Source organism: Streptomyces xanthochromogenes, from assembly GCF_014650455.1.
Lineage (GTDB): Bacteria > Actinomycetota > Actinomycetes > Streptomycetales > Streptomycetaceae > Streptomyces > Streptomyces xanthochromogenes.
Genome location: NZ_BMUZ01000009.1, coordinates 206,762 through 223,777, shown reverse-complemented (window position 1 = coordinate 223,777; position 17,016 = coordinate 206,762). Strand labels below are relative to the sequence as shown.

At 71.3% G+C, this 17,016-nt stretch carries 17 protein-coding genes and 1 pseudogene; 6 read left to right on the top strand and 12 right to left on the bottom strand.

Going from position 1 to position 17,016, the window contains the following annotated elements:
* Positions 1-7: 7 nt before the first annotated feature.
* Both IE267_RS23785 and IE267_RS23780 read right to left on the bottom strand, forming a co-directional pair.
* Complete coding sequence (locus IE267_RS23785) at positions 8-454, bottom strand: GNAT family N-acetyltransferase (protein WP_229861390.1); 447 nt, start codon at positions 452-454, stop codon at positions 8-10.
* Positions 417-1,628 (bottom strand): helix-turn-helix domain-containing protein, encoded by a 1,212-nt coding sequence (locus IE267_RS23780; RefSeq protein ID WP_229861389.1) that lies wholly within the window; start codon positions 1,626-1,628, stop codon positions 417-419. The genes IE267_RS23785 and IE267_RS23780 overlap by 38 nt, the downstream gene beginning before the upstream one ends.
* 130 nt (positions 1,629-1,758) lie before the next feature.
* Here IE267_RS23780 and IE267_RS23775 point away from each other — a divergent pair, with 130 nt between their 5' ends.
* Complete coding sequence (locus IE267_RS23775) at positions 1,759-1,935, top strand: hypothetical protein (protein ID WP_189764599.1); 177 nt, start codon at positions 1,759-1,761, stop codon at positions 1,933-1,935.
* Positions 1,936-2,382: 447 nt separating this feature from the next.
* Here IE267_RS23775 and IE267_RS23770 read toward each other — a convergent pair whose 3' ends face one another.
* From IE267_RS23770 to IE267_RS23760, 3 genes and pseudogenes are all read right to left on the bottom strand, one after another.
* A complete protein-coding gene (locus tag IE267_RS23770; RefSeq protein ID WP_189764598.1) occupies positions 2,383-3,003 on the bottom strand; it encodes a GntR family transcriptional regulator in 621 nt (206 codons plus the stop codon).
* 510 nt (positions 3,004-3,513) lie between these two features.
* Positions 3,514-4,278 (bottom strand): annotated as a pseudogene (locus tag IE267_RS23765) (alkaline phosphatase D family protein); the annotation flags it as partial.
* Between the two features lie 140 nt (positions 4,279-4,418).
* On the bottom strand, positions 4,419-5,291 hold the full coding sequence (locus IE267_RS23760) for an alpha/beta fold hydrolase (RefSeq protein ID WP_167155308.1): 873 nt from the start codon (positions 5,289-5,291) through the stop codon (positions 4,419-4,421).
* A gap of 353 nt (positions 5,292-5,644) precedes the next feature.
* On the opposite strand from IE267_RS23760, the gene IE267_RS23755 reads away from it, so the two are divergent.
* Positions 5,645-6,409, top strand: coding sequence for a GntR family transcriptional regulator (locus IE267_RS23755; RefSeq protein ID WP_161251030.1), 765 nt, complete (start codon positions 5,645-5,647; stop codon positions 6,407-6,409).
* A 187-nt stretch (positions 6,410-6,596) separates the two neighbouring features.
* On the opposite strand, the gene IE267_RS23750 is transcribed toward IE267_RS23755, so the two are convergent.
* The 3 genes from IE267_RS23750 to IE267_RS23740 form a co-directional block, all read right to left on the bottom strand.
* Complete coding sequence (locus IE267_RS23750; protein ID WP_161251032.1) at positions 6,597-7,763, bottom strand: ROK family transcriptional regulator; 1,167 nt, start codon at positions 7,761-7,763, stop codon at positions 6,597-6,599.
* A gap of 88 nt (positions 7,764-7,851) precedes the next feature.
* Positions 7,852-8,502: a response regulator gene (locus tag IE267_RS23745; protein ID WP_161251034.1), complete on the bottom strand. Its 651-nt coding sequence runs from the start codon at positions 8,500-8,502 to the stop codon at positions 7,852-7,854.
* A gap of 182 nt (positions 8,503-8,684) precedes the next feature.
* Positions 8,685-9,860 (bottom strand): sensor histidine kinase, encoded by a 1,176-nt coding sequence (locus IE267_RS23740; protein WP_167155314.1) that lies wholly within the window; start codon positions 9,858-9,860, stop codon positions 8,685-8,687.
* A 107-nt stretch (positions 9,861-9,967) separates the two neighbouring features.
* On the opposite strand from IE267_RS23740, the gene IE267_RS23735 reads away from it, so the two are divergent.
* The 3 genes from IE267_RS23735 (at position 9,968) to IE267_RS23725 (ending at position 12,150) form a co-directional block, all read left to right on the top strand.
* A complete protein-coding gene (locus tag IE267_RS23735) occupies positions 9,968-10,900 on the top strand; it encodes an ABC transporter ATP-binding protein (RefSeq protein WP_189764597.1) in 933 nt (310 codons plus the stop codon).
* 2 nt (positions 10,901-10,902) lie between these two features.
* Positions 10,903-11,649 (top strand): ABC transporter permease, encoded by a 747-nt coding sequence (locus IE267_RS23730; protein ID WP_167155321.1) that lies wholly within the window; start codon positions 10,903-10,905, stop codon positions 11,647-11,649.
* A 66-nt stretch (positions 11,650-11,715) separates the two neighbouring features.
* Positions 11,716-12,150: a hypothetical protein gene (locus tag IE267_RS23725; RefSeq protein WP_161251040.1), complete on the top strand. Its 435-nt coding sequence runs from the start codon at positions 11,716-11,718 to the stop codon at positions 12,148-12,150.
* Positions 12,151-12,328: 178 nt separating this feature from the next.
* Here the strand turns inward: IE267_RS23725 and mug are convergent, their stop codons facing one another.
* From mug to IE267_RS23710, 3 genes are all read right to left on the bottom strand, one after another.
* Positions 12,329-12,871, bottom strand: a complete 543-nt coding sequence (gene mug / locus IE267_RS23720; protein ID WP_189764771.1) for a G/U mismatch-specific DNA glycosylase — start codon at positions 12,869-12,871, stop codon at positions 12,329-12,331.
* 13 nt (positions 12,872-12,884) lie between these two features.
* The gene (gene purB, locus IE267_RS23715) at positions 12,885-14,327 is read right to left on the bottom strand and encodes an adenylosuccinate lyase (RefSeq protein ID WP_189764596.1); all 1,443 of its coding nucleotides are present in this window, start codon (positions 14,325-14,327) and stop codon (positions 12,885-12,887) included.
* Between the two features lie 121 nt (positions 14,328-14,448).
* Positions 14,449-15,096, bottom strand: coding sequence for a peptide deformylase (locus IE267_RS23710; RefSeq protein WP_189764595.1), 648 nt, complete (start codon positions 15,094-15,096; stop codon positions 14,449-14,451).
* 249 nt (positions 15,097-15,345) lie between these two features.
* Between IE267_RS23710 and IE267_RS23705 the strand changes: the two genes are divergently transcribed.
* Complete coding sequence (locus tag IE267_RS23705) at positions 15,346-16,068, top strand: GNAT family N-acetyltransferase (RefSeq protein WP_189764594.1); 723 nt, start codon at positions 15,346-15,348, stop codon at positions 16,066-16,068.
* A 102-nt stretch (positions 16,069-16,170) separates the two neighbouring features.
* Here IE267_RS23705 and IE267_RS23700 read toward each other — a convergent pair whose 3' ends face one another.
* A complete protein-coding gene (locus tag IE267_RS23700; RefSeq protein ID WP_167155330.1) occupies positions 16,171-17,007 on the bottom strand; it encodes an SGNH/GDSL hydrolase family protein in 837 nt (278 codons plus the stop codon).
* Between the last annotated feature and the right edge of the window lie 9 nt (positions 17,008-17,016).

The following is a 17,016-nucleotide window of genomic DNA, read 5'->3' as shown; positions in this document are numbered from 1 at the left end:
GGGCCCTTTACGGCTCAAGACGATAGAAGACCTTGCCGTCTCGCGGCACGGCGCCGTAGGCGGCGTAGAACTCAAGCGCCGGGGGATTGTCCCGGTCGGCCGTCCACTCGATCCTGGAGCAACCAGCCTCGGAAGCCGCAGCCTTGAGGGCCTCCATGAACGCGCCGGCCACACCGCGGCGCCGGGCCGGCTCGCGGACGTACAGCTCCTTCAGATACAGGCTCGTCTCGGCGCCCGCCGCAGGCCACAGGAAGGTGTAGGAGGCGAAGCCGAGGACGTCTTCGCCGTCGCGGGCAAGGAGCACGCTGGCAGCCGGACGGTCGCCGAAGAGAGCGCTGCGGATCTGAGTGGTGTCGCCGGGTGTGCTGTCGCCGCCGTAGTAGGCCTCGATCTCGCCGAGGATCTCGGCCACCACGTCAAGGTCGTGCTCCGTCGCCGCGCTGATCTGCACCACTGGTGACCCTCTCGCCCGCGGGCAGCGCCAACACCTCGCGCAACACCCGTACCTCTGGCACGGTCCGTGCCTCGGGCACCTTAGCGATCAGATCCGCGGCACGGTAGACGATCAGTGCTGATCGATGCTCCACCGGCAAATCCACGATCGTCTCCGTCGCATGCGCGGCCGCTCCCGCCGCATCCCCGGCGACAGCAAGACAGATCGCCTGATCCAGCCGCACCAGCGCGCGATCCATATGATCAGACGGCGGATACAACTCCAGGGCGCGTTCCTGCTGCTCGGCCGCCAGGACTGTCTGCCCCAGGTGCGTCAAGGCGTTCCCACTGTGGAAACGCAGCTGCGACTCCGAGTAGCCGAACGCGGAGGCGACCGTATCCGCAGGTGCCAGACGACCCAGAGCCGACTCGGCCTCGGCCAAGGCTGCACTCGTCTCGTACCGGCGGCCGAGCAGCGCGTGGGCCCGCGCCTCCAGGGGCGCCGCCAGCGCCGGCCCGACGCAGGGGAGGCCGCCCGCCAGTTGCTGTGCGCGGCTGGCGAGCTCGACAGCGCCCTCCAGATCGCTGCTGTAGTACAGCTGATACGCCTCCTGGGCGTACATCCAGGACAGAGTCGCCCGGTCTTCGGCTGCTGCCGCGGCGGAGCGGCCGGTGCGCCACCAGCCCCGCGACCGGCCATCACCGAGCTTGAGGAGGGTCAGCGCCATAAGCCCTGACATGCGGGCCACGGCGATCGTCAGCCGCTTGCGGACTGGCTGCGGCTGCCGGGCGGACAGCATCAGGCGTAAGTCGGCGAAGTCGGCCAGGAGCTCGGGCAGCAGCTCGGTCTCTGCCCTGTATCGCGTGGCTCGGCCGTGGCGCGCGACGGTGTATTCGACCTCGTCGAGCGAGTAGTCCGACAAAGGCCCCGCGGTGAGCGTCTCGTGCAAGCCGCGCTGGAGGGCGTCCGCCTGCTCCAGCGGATCTGCACCCGGCCGGGTGTCCGCAAGGGTAATCAACTCGCCTCGCGCGCCGAGCGCTTGGTCCAGGGCTGCGGCGATCTCGCGGCTCGGGAAGCGCCGGCCGTTTTCAAGGTCGGCGATGTAGCTCTTCCCGCAGGCGGCGAGCGCGGCAACATCGCGCAGGGATCGGGATCCCCGCAGCCGGCGCAGCGCCTGCCCGAACGATTCGCTCATGGAAGCCCCCCTGTCCGCGGTGTCCGCAGTGCTGCGGACGGGTGCGGACACGCAACTCCTGTGACTCACGGTCTGTATCGGAAACGCTACTCCTGAGCACGCGTCGTAGTCAGCCGCAAGGAGAACAGGGATGTGCCCGCAACAGATCGAAGTGCTTCAGCGCTGCTGTCACGACGGCGCGCTCACCGATGAGCCCGTCAAGGTCGGCGAAGTTCACACGCCGGCCGGAGTCGGCGCGGTCATCTACTCCTGCCCGCGGCATCTCCCGCTGTATCAGACGATCGAACGGACGGAGCAGGTGTCATGACCCTGGGCGTGAGCGGTACCAAGTTCTGCGTCTACTGCGACCGGCCCATCGTGGGCGCCGCTGTTCCTGCCGGCCAAGCGGGAGCGTGGGCCTCGGCGAGCGGGGCCCGCCCCGACAACTGGAAGCACCTGAACGGCGACCCGGCCTGTCGCGCTCCGCGACGGTAACCGCCCAGCTCAGGCCAGGGATTGACGACCGGTCACTGTTACGCACGGGGTGTGATGGAAGCGCACCCACAGGTTGTGTAGATATATGCGTTCACACTTCCGGTACCGGCATCCGCGAGGCAGGGTGGATGTCCGATGTAAGGAACGCTCGGGGGCTTAGCTCCTGGGAAACGTGATGTGCGTGTATGCGCAATCTGCTTCCGCTCGGCGGGAGAAGTTGATTTACTCGCTCAACAGTTCGATGCCCGGCCCAGACCCCGCCGGACTACGGGAGACTGGCTCACCCTGCGGCAAGCCGCACGAGCCAGCGGTCAACGGGGAGGACAAGATCAGCGGTCTCGAGAGGTACTCCAGACGCATCCAGTCGAGTGCGCACCAGGCGGTAGGCCAGCGTGTCCACCAGCAGGCCCAGGGCGTGCGCCTCGTCCACGCCGAGCGGCACCGTCCCCAGCTCGACGACGCACCTGGCATGCGGACGCCGGCGCCCACGCCACCAAGACGACACGATCATCGCGGAATGGCCGCCCGGATCCAGGCACTCCACGGTCTCGTGCTGGAGCATCACGCCTGCTCGCACGCCGAGGCGCTGCGCGAGTTCGGCTGTTGCAGTCCGTGGCCGGGTGTCGGTGGTCTCCGTGGTATACGGCCACTCGGCGTCAGCGTCCGTCAGGGTGCGCATAGCAGGAGGATGCGCCACGGTGACGTGCTGCCGCTCCTCGCCATCCAGCACGCCGGTGCGACGCAGCAGGTCGTAGGTGAGCCGCAATGTTTGCGGGTGGACCCCGTACCGGGCGGCCATCTCAGTTCGCGACGGGAGCGCCTCGCCGATCTGCCACTCTCCGGCCTTGATGCGGCGGCGGATGTCGGCGGCAATGCGGCGGTACCGCGCGTCGGCTGGCATCCGGACCCCTGTCGATCATGACCTGAGTCCTGCAACGTAAGAGTCCGCCCTGCTGCTGGATATATCCAGAGCCCCAGTACGCCTCCGGGTATGCCAGCGGCAACCACAAAACAGAAAAGCTCGGTGTCGAGGAGTTCAGGTCTCCTCTTCGCCGAGAGGCCGCCGACGGGGCTACGTACCCCCTTGGCATCCGTCGGCGGCCTCGCTCCAGGCCCGTCATGACGGGACGGGCGTTTCACTCCGATGAGTGAACCGCATGCCGTACTGCGGCTGCGAGGTGCTCGTTGGTCAAGATGCCGGGGCCGAGCCGCTCCAGTCGCCTCCAAGGGCGTAGCGGCTCGGCCCCGGTTTTGCGTCTCGGGTGGAAAAAGTGGGAAACCAGTGGGAAACGATCATGGGTAACGGCGGGGGAGCTGTGTCCACTCATGTCCAGGGAGGTGGGTCATTTACGCAGGCCAAGCGTCCATTTGATGGACTCGGTGCAGGTCTGCCAGGTGGTGAGTTGATCAGATACCAGTTGTTCCGCACCTCGTGGTCGTCCCACTGCACGATGGACGGCACCTGGGCGTTGAACGCGCGGACGTTCTCGTCGAGCAGGTTGTAGCGGAAGTTGCCCCGGTACTCGGCGAGGGTTTCGGCGACCTTCGACTTCTCCTCGGTGGTGACATTGCGCCAGACCCGTCCGTCCGGCAGCGTGACGCTCGGCAGGATCACGCCGTCCGCGTAGATGTTGTCGCCGCTGCTCAGGAAGAAGTCCGGGTCCAGGCGCCGCATTTCGTCGTAGACGCGGTAGCCGCCGAGGTCCGGGTTGATGCCCCAGCCCTGCCCCGCGATGTCCCCGGACCACAGGAACCGCACGTCGTCGCGCCGGCCGTCGGGCGCGGTACGGAAGGTGCCGGTCACTGGGCGGCTCGTACGGCCCGGATCGTCGGGGTCGGCCAGGGTGACCCGGTAGTGGATCTGCTCCCCGGCCGGCAGGCCGTGCAGCGGGGTCGTGCCGGTGAAGTCCGTGCCCGGGCCGAGCAGCGGGCCCCGCCATCTGCGGGCGCGCCGGAAGGACTCGGTCGCGGACGTCTCCACGAGCATCCGGGCCGGACGGTCCGAGCGTGTCCAGATGAGTCCGGAAGAGGCGCTGATGTCGCCGGCCTGTACGCCCCAGGAGGCGCTCGGGCGGCCGGAGCGGGCGAACGCGGGGGCCGCGGCGAGCCCGGTCGGCAGGGCGAGGCCCGCCGACGCGGCGAGGGAACCCTTCAGTACGGAACGGCGGTTGGGCATCGGTGTCGCCTCCTGGGGAGGGTGGTCGCTGGCTGCCCTGCCATGCCTAGTGGGCGCCTGCGGCGCGGGTGCGAACACCGGGTGAACAACCGGCCCGGGCCCTGGGGGCCGGGCCGGGCGGAAGGCTCGGGAGGCTCGGGTCAGGCGAGCTGGATCGTCGGACGGACCGGGACGGCGGCGACCGGACGGCTTCCGTCCAGGATGACGCGGGTGACCAGGGCGGGGTCGTCGTTCATCGGCACATGGCCACAGCCCGGCAGCCGTACGAGCCGGGCGTCCGGGACGGTGAGCTTGGCGCGCACTCCCTGACGGCGCAGCAGCAGCCGGTCCTTGCTGCCCCAGGCGACGGTCACGGGCAGGCCGGGCACATCGTCGGTGAACCGGACACCCTGCCCGGCGAGCAGGGTCTGCTCGAAGCCCGGTGCATTGCGCAGGGCCAGCGTCTCGGCCACCACCGCCGCGGGGGAGCGCCGTGCGGGCCGGGCGTAGATCGTGCTGGTCAGCGCGGTGCGCCCGGCAGCGGTACGGGACATCCGCTCGATGACGGGGAGCGGCAGCGCCGCCGCCGCACGCCGCATGGTGCGCAGCATGGCGAACGCGTACTGCCGCTCGGAAGGCGTCCAGAAACCCGCGGGCGAAAGCGCCGTCACGGACCGTACGAGCTTCTCGCGGCCCAGTTCCAGGGCGAGCAGACCGCCCAGCGAATTGCCCGCCACGTGCGGCCGGTCGACGCCGAGGGCCTCGCACAGCGCCCCGAGGACCGGCACCACGGTGGCGAGGCCGTAGGAGACGCCGTCCGGCAGTGCGGGCGAGGCGCCGAAGCCCGGCAGATCGATCGCGATCACATCGCGGTCGGCGGCGAGCAGGTCGAAGACCGGGTCCCAGGCCTGATGGTGGTGGCCGATGCCGTGGAGCAGGAGGAGCGGCTCGCCGCTGCCCTCCCGCCGGTAGGTCACCGAGGTGGAGCGGCTCCCCAGGGGAGTGTCGATCGTGAACGAGACCTCTGCGCTCATGGGGTGCTCCCTGTCCTGCGGTCCGCGGTTAGACGTCCTGTCAGCAACAACTACCGCTCGGTAGCTTGGAGTTCAAGAGACATATCGGGCGCAGGGGCGGCCCGCCGGTTTTCCCCGTTCGCGGCCCGGGCCCCGGCAGTTCCCGAAGTGGGCCCTTTGTCGCACGGCCCTCACGGCGGCACGAACGTCGTGTGAACACCCTGTGGCAACCCTCGTGTGCGCTCCGTAACGGAACGAGGATTGGTCTTGACCAAGGGGGTGGGCCGCCCTATGGTCGCAGAGTTAGTGCAGGAACCTTTAATAAACAAGGGCACGGAAAGCCGCCGCGGACACGGCGATTGCGGAGGATCAGGGTGGGGACCACGCAGCTGGAATCGGTGCCGGAACCGAAGTACTGGCACCTCAAGACGGTACTCAGCGAGGCGCTCGACTCGGACTTCGCGGTGGGCGAGATCCTGCCCAACGAGCGTGACCTCGCGGCCCGGTTCGGCGTCGCACGCGCCACGCTCCGTCAGGCCCTGGAGCAACTCGAACTCGAAGGCAGGCTCCAGCGCCGCCGTGGGGTGGGCACCACGGTCGCCCCGCCGCGCACGGCCGTCTCGGTGTCCACCGCCCGGCACGACTGGCCCGGAGCGCCCGGCGACGACTGGCAGACCGCCGACGCGACGGCCGCCGTACCGCCCGCCGCCGTGCGGAGCCTGTTCGACGCGGCCGAGGGCGAGGAGATGCACATCGTCCGCCGGACCCGAGTGGCGCACGGCCAGGCCGTCGCCGCCGAGCTCCTGTACGTCCCGGCGGCATCGGTGCCCGAACTGTCCGCGATCGACGTGCCCCCGAGCCCGGCCCGCGGCCGTGCCGTACTGCGCGAACTCCAGCGCCTCGACCTCGAAGGCCAGGACCGCGCCGTCGAACTGGGCTCGGCCCGCGCGGACGACGCCAAGGAACTCGACCGCCTCCCCGGAGCTCCCGTCCTCGTCGTGACCACGCGCTACTTCGTCGAGGGCCGCACCATGGCCGTCTCCGTCGCGACCTACCGCGCGGACACCTGCCGCCTGACCTTCGGCGACTCGGGCGACCTGGAGATCAGCCACCCGGGGCAGCAGCGCCGGGCCTCCTGACCCGCGATCCACCGCCGGAAAACCCTACGGCCCGCAGCTCTTCGGGAGCGGCGGGCCGTCGGGCTGCCAAGGGGCCCCGGGAGGCGAAGGCCCAGGTACTGCCAGGGCTTCGGGGGAAGGGCTGTGGTGCTGCCAGGGCCGCAGCGCTACCGGGGCCCCGGGGCCGAGGGCCCGTACACGGGGCGGTTCAGCGCCGGGCCGTCACCGTTCCCTCGACGGCGAACAGCTCCTCCTCGACATGGTCCAGGGCGAGCCGCAGCGCACCCGTCGCCACCACCGCCTCGCCCAGCATGGAGAGCACCACACGGGGCGGCCGCAGACAGTAGCGCGCCAACTCCCTGCGCAGCGGCTCCAGTACGCCGTCGATTCCGGCCGCCCAGCCGCCGACCACGACGAGCTCCGGATCGAGGGCGAGCACCAGGGCGGCCACATCGTGCACCAGACGCTGAAGGAACCGCTCCACCGCGGCCTGCGCCCGCCCGTCGCCCTGCCGGGCCAGCGCGAACACATCGGCGACGGCCTGCTCGTCCAGCGGATGCAACGGCTCGCCCGTCGTCGAGAGCAGCTTCTCCGGGGTGACGTCGCGGCCGAGCAGATGCAGCGCACCGATCTCACCCGCCGCGCCGCCGAAACCGCGGTGCAGTCGGCCGCCGATCAGCGATCCCGCCCCCGGGCTCAGGCCGGCCATCACGAAGACGATGTCGTCGGAGTCGGCCGCCGCGCCCTTCCAGTGCTCGGCCACGGCCGCGGCATTGGCGTCGTTCTCGACCAGGACCGGGCAGCGGAAGGAACGCCGCAGCCGCTCGCCGAGCGCGAGCCCCGTCCACTCCGGGAGCGCGGTGCCCAGACGCACGGTGCCGTCGGCCTCGACGATTCCGGGGCTCCCGACGCCGACCGCGCGCAGCGAACTGCGGGCCACCCCGGCCCGGCGCAGCACATCGGCGACGGTCATCCGGACCCGTTCGAGGCGCTCGTCGGCCGAGGCGGACTCGGGCACCTCGCGCGAACCCGCGCCGAAGATCCGGCCGTCCAGACCGGAGAGCAGCGCGGCCACCCGGTGCGGGCCGATCTCTATGCCGAGCAGATGCCCGGCCTCGGCGCGGAACCGGAAGCGCCGCGCGGGCCGCCCCTGCCGCCGGGCCTCACCCTCCTCGGGCGCGGAGGGCGCGGACTCGACGACGAGCCCCGCCTCCATCAGGCCGTCGACCACGCCTTCGACGGTGGGCCGGGACAGCCCGGTGATCCGGGTCAGATCGGTCAGTGTGGGAGATTCCGCGCCCCTGAGGGCGTGCAGCACCACCGCGGAATTGATCCTCCGCAGCAGAGAGGGGTCCCCGCCGGTCAGCCGCCCCAACGTGTGTCCTCCCAGCTCGTGCGCGTGTCTGCCGGATCGTACTCGCTGGTCAGGTGTACCGCGAGCGGCAGCCGGTAACGGAGGCGCATCAGCTCGGAGCCACGAATCCGGACTCGTACGCGGCGATGACCGCCTGGGTGCGGTCCCGGGCGCCCAACTTCGCGAGTACCGCGCTGACATGCGTCTTCACGGTCTCCGTGCCGACGATCAGACGGCCGGCGATCTCCGCGTTGGAAAGCCCGCGCGCCATCAGGCGGAGCACCGCGGCCTCCCGCTCGGTGAGTGCCGCCTCGGCCAGGGCGGTCCGTGCGGATCCCTTCCCGTACGAGGACGCGAGCGCCCGCACTGCGGCGGGGAACAGCAGCGAGTCGCCCTCCGCGACAAGGCGGACGGCGTTGACGATCTCCGCGGGCCGGGCCCGCTTGAGCAGAAAGCCGTCGGCCCCGGCCCGCAGCGCCTCGTACACGTACTCATCGTTCTCGAAGGTCGTCACGACCAGGATCTTCGGCGGATCCGCAACCGTACGCAGCACCGCCCGGGTTGCCTCTATGCCGTCCAGGAGCGGCATCCGTACATCCATCGCGACCACGTCCGGCCGCAGTTGCCGCACCAGCGGGATCACGGCCGCGCCGTCGGCCGCCTCACCCACCACCTCGATGTCGGGCTGCGCCTCAAGAACGGCCCGCAGACCCGCGCGGACCAGGGGTTCGTCGTCGACCAGAAGTACGGTTACCGGCATCCGGCCAGCCTAGTGGCAGACCCGAAGGCGGCCGGACGGCCTGTGGACAACCAGGGCCGGGACCGTCGTTGCCGCGAACGCGACGGCGACCGGGCCCGGTGCCGGCGGTGGGTGGCCGTGGTCCCGGGAGCCGTGTCGGGGCGGGCGTCGGGTCCATGGCCGGGCGGTCAGGTCAGGTCAGGTCAGATCAGAGTGTCCAGCGGCAGCCGCACCCGCACCCGCCACTCGCCTTCGTGCGCCCCCGTCTCCGCCTCCCCACCGAGCAGCGCGGCCCGCTCCCGCATCCCGCGCAGACCGCTACCACCCTTTCCGCCGGGGGCAGCTCCGGTCAGCGGATTGGTCACGTCCATCTCAAGTCGCCTGCCCAGCACGGCCATTCGGATCCGCACGGGCACCGGCCCCGAGTGTCGCAGCACATTGGTGAGCGCCTCCTGGAGGATGCGGTACCCCTCCCGCGACACCGGTCCGGGGATCAGCTCCAGCGGGCCGGAGAACTCCGCGTCCACTTCGGCGCCCGAGCCCCGGGCCGACTCGATGAGCCGGTCGGCCTCCAGGAGCGTGGGGCGCTGGCTGGCCGGCAGGCTCGTCTCGCGCAGCACGAGCAGCACCCGCTCCAGATCCTCCAGGGCGGCCCGGCCGGTCTCCTCGATCGCCGCGAGAGCCCGGTCGGTGAACGCCGGATCCCCGGCCGCGCGGGCCGCACCCGCCTGCACCACGGCGACGGTCAGCGCATGGCCGATGGAGTCGTGGATCTCGCGGGCGATGCGGTTGCGCTCCAGAAGCAGCTCGGTCCGCTCCTCCAGGGCGGTGAGCCGCTCGGTGGCCGAGGGCCCGAGCAGCTTGCGGGCGAGGAAGGTGACGAGGTGTCCGGCCAGCACCAGGCAGAGCAGCATCACCGCGAGCGGCACCAGGGCCAGCGGTATGAGCCAGGCATGGGACGGCAGCCAGGGGGCCAGCCATCCGAAGACCAACGGCGCGCTGCCCGCCCCGCGCGCGACCAGGTCCACGGACAGCGACGGAAGCCAGACGGTCCCCGCAATCGTCACGGCGGACAGCGCGAGCCGCGCCTCCAGCCAGAGCACGGTCCGCCAGCGGTCGCGCCACGTGGCCGACGGCGCGACCGCGATCGACGCGTCCGGCCTGCCGCGCTCGCGGGGCGTGAGCAGAAGCTGTGCCTGAACGCCCTCTTCTAGCCGCACCGCGGGTATCAGCCCGATCGGCACGACGAGCAGCCCGACGGCCCAGATGTGATCCATGTCGATGAACAGCCAAATGGCCACGAACGCCATGGGGATGAGCAGATGCAGCCATCGTGTGTAGGTGACCGGGCGGGCCAGCAGGCGGAAGAAGCGGTGCATGCGCCCATCGTCGCAGCGCGGTGATCCTCGCGGCTCCCCCGCGTGGGGGAGAAGCTCCCCTCCGCCGGGGGAGGCATCCGACCTGCGGGGACGGCCACGCTTGGGGCATGACACGGATCGACGTCCAAGACCTCCGCAAGGAGTACGGCAGCACCCGAGCGGTGGACCGGCTCACGTTCGCGGTCGAGCCGGGCCGGGTGACCGGCTTCCTCGGCCCCAACGGCGCGGGCAAGTCCACCACGATGCGCATACTGCTCGGCCTCGACCGGCCGACGTCCGGCACCGCGCTGATCGGCGGCCGCCGCTACGCGGACCTGGTGGAGCCGCTGCGCGAAGTGGGGGCGCTCCTCGACGCCCAGGCCGCACACGGCTCCCGCACGGCCCGAGCCCATCTACGGGCCCTCGCGGCGAGCAACCGCATACCGGTGCGGCGCGTGGACGAGGTGCTTGAGGAGGCGGGGCTCACGGCGGTCGCGGGGCACCGGATCAAGACGTTCTCCCTCGGAATGAGGCAGCGCCTGGGCATAGCAGCCGCCCTGCTCGGCGACCCGTCCGTGGTCGTCCTGGACGAGCCGTCCAACGGCCTCGACCCCGAAGGGATCATCTGGACAAGGGAGTTGATGCGCTCGCTGGCCCGGGAGGGAAGAACGGTGCTCGTCTCCAGCCACCTCATGAACGAGACCGCGTCCTTCGCTGACCATCTGATCGTCCTCGGCCGCGGCCGGCTGCTCGCCGACACCGCGATGCGTGACTTCATCGACTCCCGCATCCGGCCCAGGGTCCGGCTGCGCACCACCGAGGGCGGCCGGCTTCGGGCCCTCCTGCTCGGCAAGGGCTTCGACCCGGTCCCACGGGAGGGCGGGCTCTGGGAGGTGGAGGGCGCACGGGTCGAGGACATCGGCCCGATCGCCGCCCGGGACGGCATCCCGATCCTCGAACTCGCCCAGGAGGAAGCCACATTGGAGCAGGCATACCTCGACCTGACCGCCGGCGAGGCGGAGTTCGCCTCTGCCTCCACTCCCTTGAACCAGGAGGCCTGACCATGTCGTTCCCCGCGGCCCTTCACACCGAGTGGATCAAAATACGCTCGCTGCGCTCCCTGGTGGGGTCCCTGCTGGCCGTGCCCTTGGCCATGGCGGGCCTGTCCCTGCTCATCTGCGGCACACTGGGCCGCCCGGTGCCGGACAGCACGGATTTCGACCCGGTGCTGTTCTCCTACTACGGCCTGAGCTTCGGGCAGTTGGCCGCGATCGTCTTCGGAGTCATCGCGATGGCGGGCGAATACAAGAACGCCGGGATCCGGATATCCCTGGCGGCGGTGCCCAACAGGACGCTGTTCTACGCGGCCAAGCTCGCGGTGGTCGGCGGCGCTGTTCTCGTCGTCGGCCTGGTGGCCAGCCTGATCAGCTTCCTCGGCGGCCAGGCCCTGATGGACCGGGGCTTCGGCATAGGCATCGCCGATCCGGGCGCGCTGCGTGCGGTCATCGGCTGCGCCTTCTACCTGGCCCTGATCAGCCTGCTCGCCGCCGGAGTCGCCGCCGTGCTGCGCAGCGTCACCGGTTCCCTCAGCGTGCTCGTGCCGCTGGTCCTGATCATCTCGTTCGTCGTGGGGGACGTGTCGCAGGGGGGTGGCGCGGCCGATTTCCTGCCCGACCGGGCAGGGCAGCGGATTCTCCTCCAGCACCCCTCGGGAGCTCTCGGGCCGTGGAGCGGGATGGCGGTCCTGGTGGCCTGGACGGCGCTCGCGGTGGGTGCCGGGTGGTGGGCGTTGCGCCGGCGCGACGCCTGACCGAATGGCGTCGCAACCCGGCCTGACGGCGCGCCAATTGTCAGTGCCTGGCGGTTTACTGACGGCATGACCACCGCCCTGTATCTCCAGCACATCGACTGGTTGCGCTCCCGGGATTTCCCCGCGGAGCGCAGCCGAAGCGGCTCGGATGTGAGCGGGCCGGGATATCACTGCTCATGCCTGAGCGCCGACGAGGAGGAATGGGAAGACCTGACGGAACGCCTCGCGAAGCGCGCCCAGTGCGTTGCCGACCACGACGCCCTGGTGGCGGAGCTCACGCGACGCTGGGAGGAGCCGCAGTGGATCAGCCTCTGGAGCGCCCAGGCCCGCATGGTCGCGGGCGAGTCGATACCGGAGCCCTGGGCGGAGTTCGCCGTGGGGTTCGACTTCCTTCACCTGTGGCGGATGGACGGCCGCTGGATCGCGATAGGCCTCGACCTGGAGGCGGAGGGCCCGGGCTGGGACCTGAGCGTCACGGTGACAGAGGTCGACCCTCCGTAGCGCGGAGCGCCCGGTCCGGCGCCCGGACCAATACCCGGTCCGGGACGGGACCAGCCAACCCGGCCCGGGCGTAGTTCGGACACCGGACCAATGCCCGGTCATAGCCCGGACCGGCGCTCGGGAAAGCTGGCAGAACCGCTGGCCGGTGCCTGCCTGAGGCTGGGCCCCGCGGCGGGAACTACCCGCGGCCGGACTCCGCCGCGAGGCGCAGCCGGGCGTACTCCTCGGCCATGGTCTGGGCGGTCCAATGGGCGTTGAGGCCGCTGGGGTTGGGCAGGGCCCACACCCGGGTCGTGCCGATGGTGTGCTCCTGCGGGCCGATCCGGGCCTTGCGGTCGCCGAAGGCGGTGCGGTAGGCGGTCACCCCGACGACGGCCAGCCACGTGGGCCGCAGGCGCTCCACCTTCGCCGTGAGGAGGCACCCGCCCTCGCGGAACTCCTCGGCGTCGATCTCGTCGGCCCGTGCGGTGGCGCGGGACACCACATTGGTGATGCCGACGTAGGAGAGCAGCTCGTCCTGCTCGGCGGGCTTCAACTGCCGTGGGGTGAAGCCGGACAGATGCAGTACCGGCCAGAACCGGTTGCCGGGGCGGGCGAAGTGGTGGCCCGTGGCGCCCGACATGAGGCCGGGGTTGATGCCGCAGAACAGTACGGACAGACCGTCCGCGATCACGTCGGGAATGACGGTGTCGCGAGCGGCCTGGAGCTCCTCGGGAGTCAGCACGGGGGCAGGCTCACAGGATCGAGCCCGGGGCGTAACCGGCGGCCGCGGGGTGCTGCTTGACGATCTCCTCGATGCGGGAGACAACGGTGCCCACCTGGTCACCGGCGGCGCCGGTGAAGGACAGCTTGTCGGCCATCAGGGCGTCCAACTGGGCCCGGTCGAGCGGCATGCGCTCGTCGGCGGCCAGCTTGTCGAGGAGTTCGTTGCGTTCGGCGCCCTGCTCGCGCATGGCGAGGGCGGAGGCGACCGCGTGCTCCTTGATGACCTCGTGCGCGGCCTCGCGGCCGACTCCGGCGCGGACGGCGGACATCAGGACCTTCGTCGTCGCGAGGAACGGCAGGTAGCGGTCCAGCTCGCGGGCGACGACGGCCGGGAACGCGCCGAACTCGTCGAGCACCGTGAGGAACGTCTCGAGGAGGCCGTCGAAGGCGAAGAACGCGTCGGGCAGCGCGACCCGGCGGACCACGGAGCAGGAGACGTCGCCCTCGTTCCACTGGTCGCCGGCCAGCTCGCCGGTCATCGAGGCGTAGCCGCGCAGGATCACCATCAGGCCGTTCACACGCTCGCAGGAGCGGGTGTTCATCTTGTGCGGCATCGCGGAAGAGCCGACCTGGCCGGGCTTGAAGCCCTCGGTGACCAGCTCGTGCCCGGCCATCAGCCGGATCGTCTTGGCGACCGAGGACGGCGCCGCGGCCAGCTGTACGAGCGCGGTGACCACGTCGTAGTCGAGCGAGCGCGGGTAGACCTGACCGACGGAGGTGAACGCGTGGGCGAAGCCGAGGTGGCCCGCGATGCGCTGCTCCAGGTCGGCCAGCTTCGAGGCGTCGCCGCCGAGGAGGTCCAGCATGTCCTGGGCGGTACCGACGGGTCCCTTGATGCCGCGCAGCGGGTAGCGGGCCAGCAGGTCCTCGAGGCGGCCGTAGGCCACGAGCAGCTCGTCGGCCGCGGTCGCGAAGCGCTTGCCCAGCGTCGTGGCCTGCGCGGCCACGTTGTGCGAGCGCCCGGCCATGACCAACTCGGCGTACTCGCCGGACAGCTTGCCGAGGCGGGCAAGGACGGCGACCGTGCGGTCCCGCATCAGTTCGAGGGAGAGCCGGATCTGGAGCTGCTCGACGTTCTCGGTCAGGTCGCGCGAGGTCATGCCCTTGTGGACCTGCTCGTGCCCGGCGAGCGCGTTGAACTCCTCGATGCGGGCCTTCACATCGTGCCGGGTGACCTTCTCGCGCTCGGCGATGGAGGCGAGGTCGACCTGGTCGACGACGCGCTCGTAGTCGGCGAGCGCTGCCTCGGGCACCTCGATCCCCAGGTCCTTCTGGGCACGCAGCACGGCGAGCCACAGCTGGCGCTCCAGCTTGACCTTCTGCTCGGGGGACCAGAGGACGGCGAGCTCCGCGGAGGCGTAGCGGCCGGCCAGAACGTTCGGGATGCGAGGCTTCGCAGACACAGCAGTCACGTGTCGAGAGTCTACTGGCGATTTCTGCAGGCCAGCGCCCCACCCCGGTTTGTGCCTTGCTACGAGAGGGGGCGCTGTGTACGGACTGCGACGGGCCTTCGGCTCCCGGTGACGGACGGGCTCACGCCTCGCTCTCGGTGCGCAGCTCGAAGCCGAGGGCCTCGGCCGCGGCGGCCGGGGTGGGCTGGGCCCAGAGCTCCGACATCGCCTCCCGCGAGGACAGCGAGCGCAACTCGGCGCGGTCCAGGTACAGCACGCCGTCGAGGTGGTCCGTCTCGTGCTGGACGATACGGGCCGGCCAGCCCGTGAACACCTCGTCCACGGTGCGGCCCCGCTCGTCGAGGGCGCGCAGGCGCACGCTCTCGTGCCGGGCGACGACCGCGCCCCAGCCCGGCACGCTCAGGCACCCCTCGAAGAAGGCGGCCCGGCCGCTCCCCGCGGGCTCGTACGACGGATCGATCAGGACACGGAAGGGCTGCGGCACCCGCCCCCGGACCTGCCGGATCTCCTCGGAGGCCTCCGCCGCGTCCTCGATGACGGCGAGTCGCAGCGGCAGGCCCACCTGGGGGGCGGCGAGACCGACGCCCGGGGCGGCACGCATCGTCTCGCGCATCGCCTCGATCAGCCGGTCCAGACGCCTGCTGTCGAGGCGGCCGTCCAGCGGCTCGGTGGGCCGCCGGAGAACGGGGGCGCCTGCGGAGACGATCGGCAGTGGGCCGGAACCGGCGAGGAGTTCGTCGACGAGATCCGTGAGCGAGGAGGAGGGCATGCGCACAGCATGCCAAGAACGATCACCCCGCGAGCGCCCGGGTCCGCCCGGGTCCATGTCGGTTGCGTGAACGATCCGACCTCGCGGGAATGCGCGAGCAGCCCCGGATCTTTCCTCTAGGGGTGCACGGACACGGGAGTGCGTACACGGGAGTGCGCATCTGTGGGCGCGGCCCCGGCTGCCGCGCGCCCGCCCCACGTGGCACTCGAGACTGAGCACCCGAGACCCCGAACACCGAGCGAGGAGATCATGCCGCACACGTCCGTCCGCACCGGGATTCCGGCGCATCCACTGGACAACCCCGCCTATGCCGCGCTGGCCGGTCCGCACAAGCGGTTCGCCGAGGGGCGCGGCAGGGTGCTGCGCTACGAGACCGACGTCTCGCCCTGGCTCGGGCTGCCGGCGGAGCCGGACGCCTCCGACTGGGCTGACCTGGCGGCCCTCGCCGGCCCCGGCGCCGAGGTGGCGCTGCCCGGAGTGCGGGCCACCCTGCCCGAGAGCTGGGAGATCACCTTCGACGTGCCGGGCGTCCAGCTCGTGGACGAGTCCCTCGACGCGCGCCACGACGAGGAGGCGGTCCCGCTCGGCGCGGCCGACGTGCCCGAGATGCTGGCACTCGTGGAGCGCACCCGGCCGGGCCCGTTCCTGCCCCGCACGGTGGAGCTCGGCACCTATCTGGGCATCCGCCGCGAGGGTCGGCTGATCGCCATGGCGGGGGAGCGGCTGCGCCCTCCGGGCTGGACCGAGATCAGCGCGGTCTGCACGGACGAGGCCTTCCGCGGCCAGGGTCTGGGCACCCGTCTGATCCGCGCGGTCGCGGCCGGCATCCGGGAGCGGGGCGAGACCCCGTTCCTGCACACCGCGGCCGCCAACACCGGCGCCATCAGGCTGTACGAGTCCCTGGGCTTCAGGATTCGCCGCGATGCACGCTTCGTCGGCGCCCGGGTGCCGGAACGGGCTGCCGCGGCATGACGGCAGGGCCGCCCGCGGGCGGCCCCGAGACCCCTCAACTCCCTTGTTTCGAGGCCGAGTCGAGGGAGTGTCCGGCGGCGCGGGGTCTCGGGCCCCGCACCCTCAGTCGTCCACCCGCACCCATGCGGACACCGGGCCCACCGGCTTGCCCTCCGCCGGCGTGACCCAGAACGCCCGCCCCTCGGCGACGCTGTAGTGCGCGCCGTGACGGCCGTCGCCGGTCGAGCGGCCGGTGAGGCGGCGCCCGATCCACGGCCCCAGGTGCTGCCGGGCGAAGCGCAGATCGGCGCCGCGGCTCGCGGCCCAGCCCGGACGGGCGGGGGGCGGCAGCGGCGAGCGCCAGTCGTCCTCGGCGTCCAGGCCCAGCGTCTGCCAGACGGCCTCGGCCACCCTGCGGTGGCCCTCCGCCGTCAGGTGCAGCCGGTCGAAGTCCCACATGTGCTGCTCGGCGAGCGCCGGAGCGCCGTAGAGGTCCACCACCAACGCCCCGTGCCGCTCGGCGAGTTCGTCGACGTGCGCGAACAGTTCTTCCATGCGCGGCCGGAAACGGTCGAGGACCGGGCCGTTGCGGCCCGGGCTGCGCATCAGGACCAGCTGCTTGCAGGACGGGGCGAGCTGCTCGACCGCCTCCGTCAGGAGCCCCCGGACCCGCCCCATGTCGCACTTGGGCCGCAACGTGTCGTTGAGGCCGCCGACCAGGGTGATGACGTCCGGGCGCAGGGCGGCCGCCGCGGCCACCTGCTCCTCGACGATCTGCCCGATGAGCTTGCCGCGCACCGCGAGGTTCGCGTAGCGGAAGCCCGGGGTGCGGTTCGCGAGACGGGTGGCGAGCAGATCGGCCCAGCCGCGGTAGGACCCGTCGGGAAGCCGGTCGGACATGCCCTCCGTGAAGGAGTCCCCGATCGCGGCAAAGCTGGTGTATGAGGCATTCATCTCCATGGCGGAGCC

Excerpts from the sequence above, each read along its gene's own strand:
- IE267_RS23780 (WP_229861389.1), bottom strand. The coding sequence starts at position 1,628 with ATGAGCGAATCGTTCGGGCAGGCGCTGCGCCGGCTGCGGGGATCCCGA.
- IE267_RS23775 (WP_189764599.1), top strand. The coding sequence starts at position 1,759 with ATGTGCCCGCAACAGATCGAAGTGCTTCAGCGCTGCTGTCACGACGGC.
- IE267_RS23770 (WP_189764598.1), bottom strand. The coding sequence starts at position 3,003 with ATGCCAGCCGACGCGCGGTACCGCCGCATTGCCGCCGACATCCGCCGC.
- IE267_RS23760 (WP_167155308.1), bottom strand. The coding sequence starts at position 5,291 with ATGAGCGCAGAGGTCTCGTTCACGATCGACACTCCCCTGGGGAGCCGC.
- IE267_RS23745 (WP_161251034.1), bottom strand. The coding sequence starts at position 8,502 with ATGCCGGTAACCGTACTTCTGGTCGACGACGAACCCCTGGTCCGCGCG.
- IE267_RS23740 (WP_167155314.1), bottom strand. The coding sequence starts at position 9,860 with ATGCACCGCTTCTTCCGCCTGCTGGCCCGCCCGGTCACCTACACACGA.
- IE267_RS23735 (WP_189764597.1), top strand. The coding sequence starts at position 9,968 with ATGACACGGATCGACGTCCAAGACCTCCGCAAGGAGTACGGCAGCACC.
- IE267_RS23730 (WP_167155321.1), top strand. The coding sequence starts at position 10,903 with ATGTCGTTCCCCGCGGCCCTTCACACCGAGTGGATCAAAATACGCTCG.
- IE267_RS23725 (WP_161251040.1), top strand. The coding sequence starts at position 11,716 with ATGACCACCGCCCTGTATCTCCAGCACATCGACTGGTTGCGCTCCCGG.
- IE267_RS23710 (WP_189764595.1), bottom strand. The coding sequence starts at position 15,096 with ATGCCCTCCTCCTCGCTCACGGATCTCGTCGACGAACTCCTCGCCGGT.
- IE267_RS23705 (WP_189764594.1), top strand. The coding sequence starts at position 15,346 with ATGCCGCACACGTCCGTCCGCACCGGGATTCCGGCGCATCCACTGGAC.
- IE267_RS23700 (WP_167155330.1), bottom strand. The coding sequence starts at position 17,007 with ATGGAGATGAATGCCTCATACACCAGCTTTGCCGCGATCGGGGACTCC.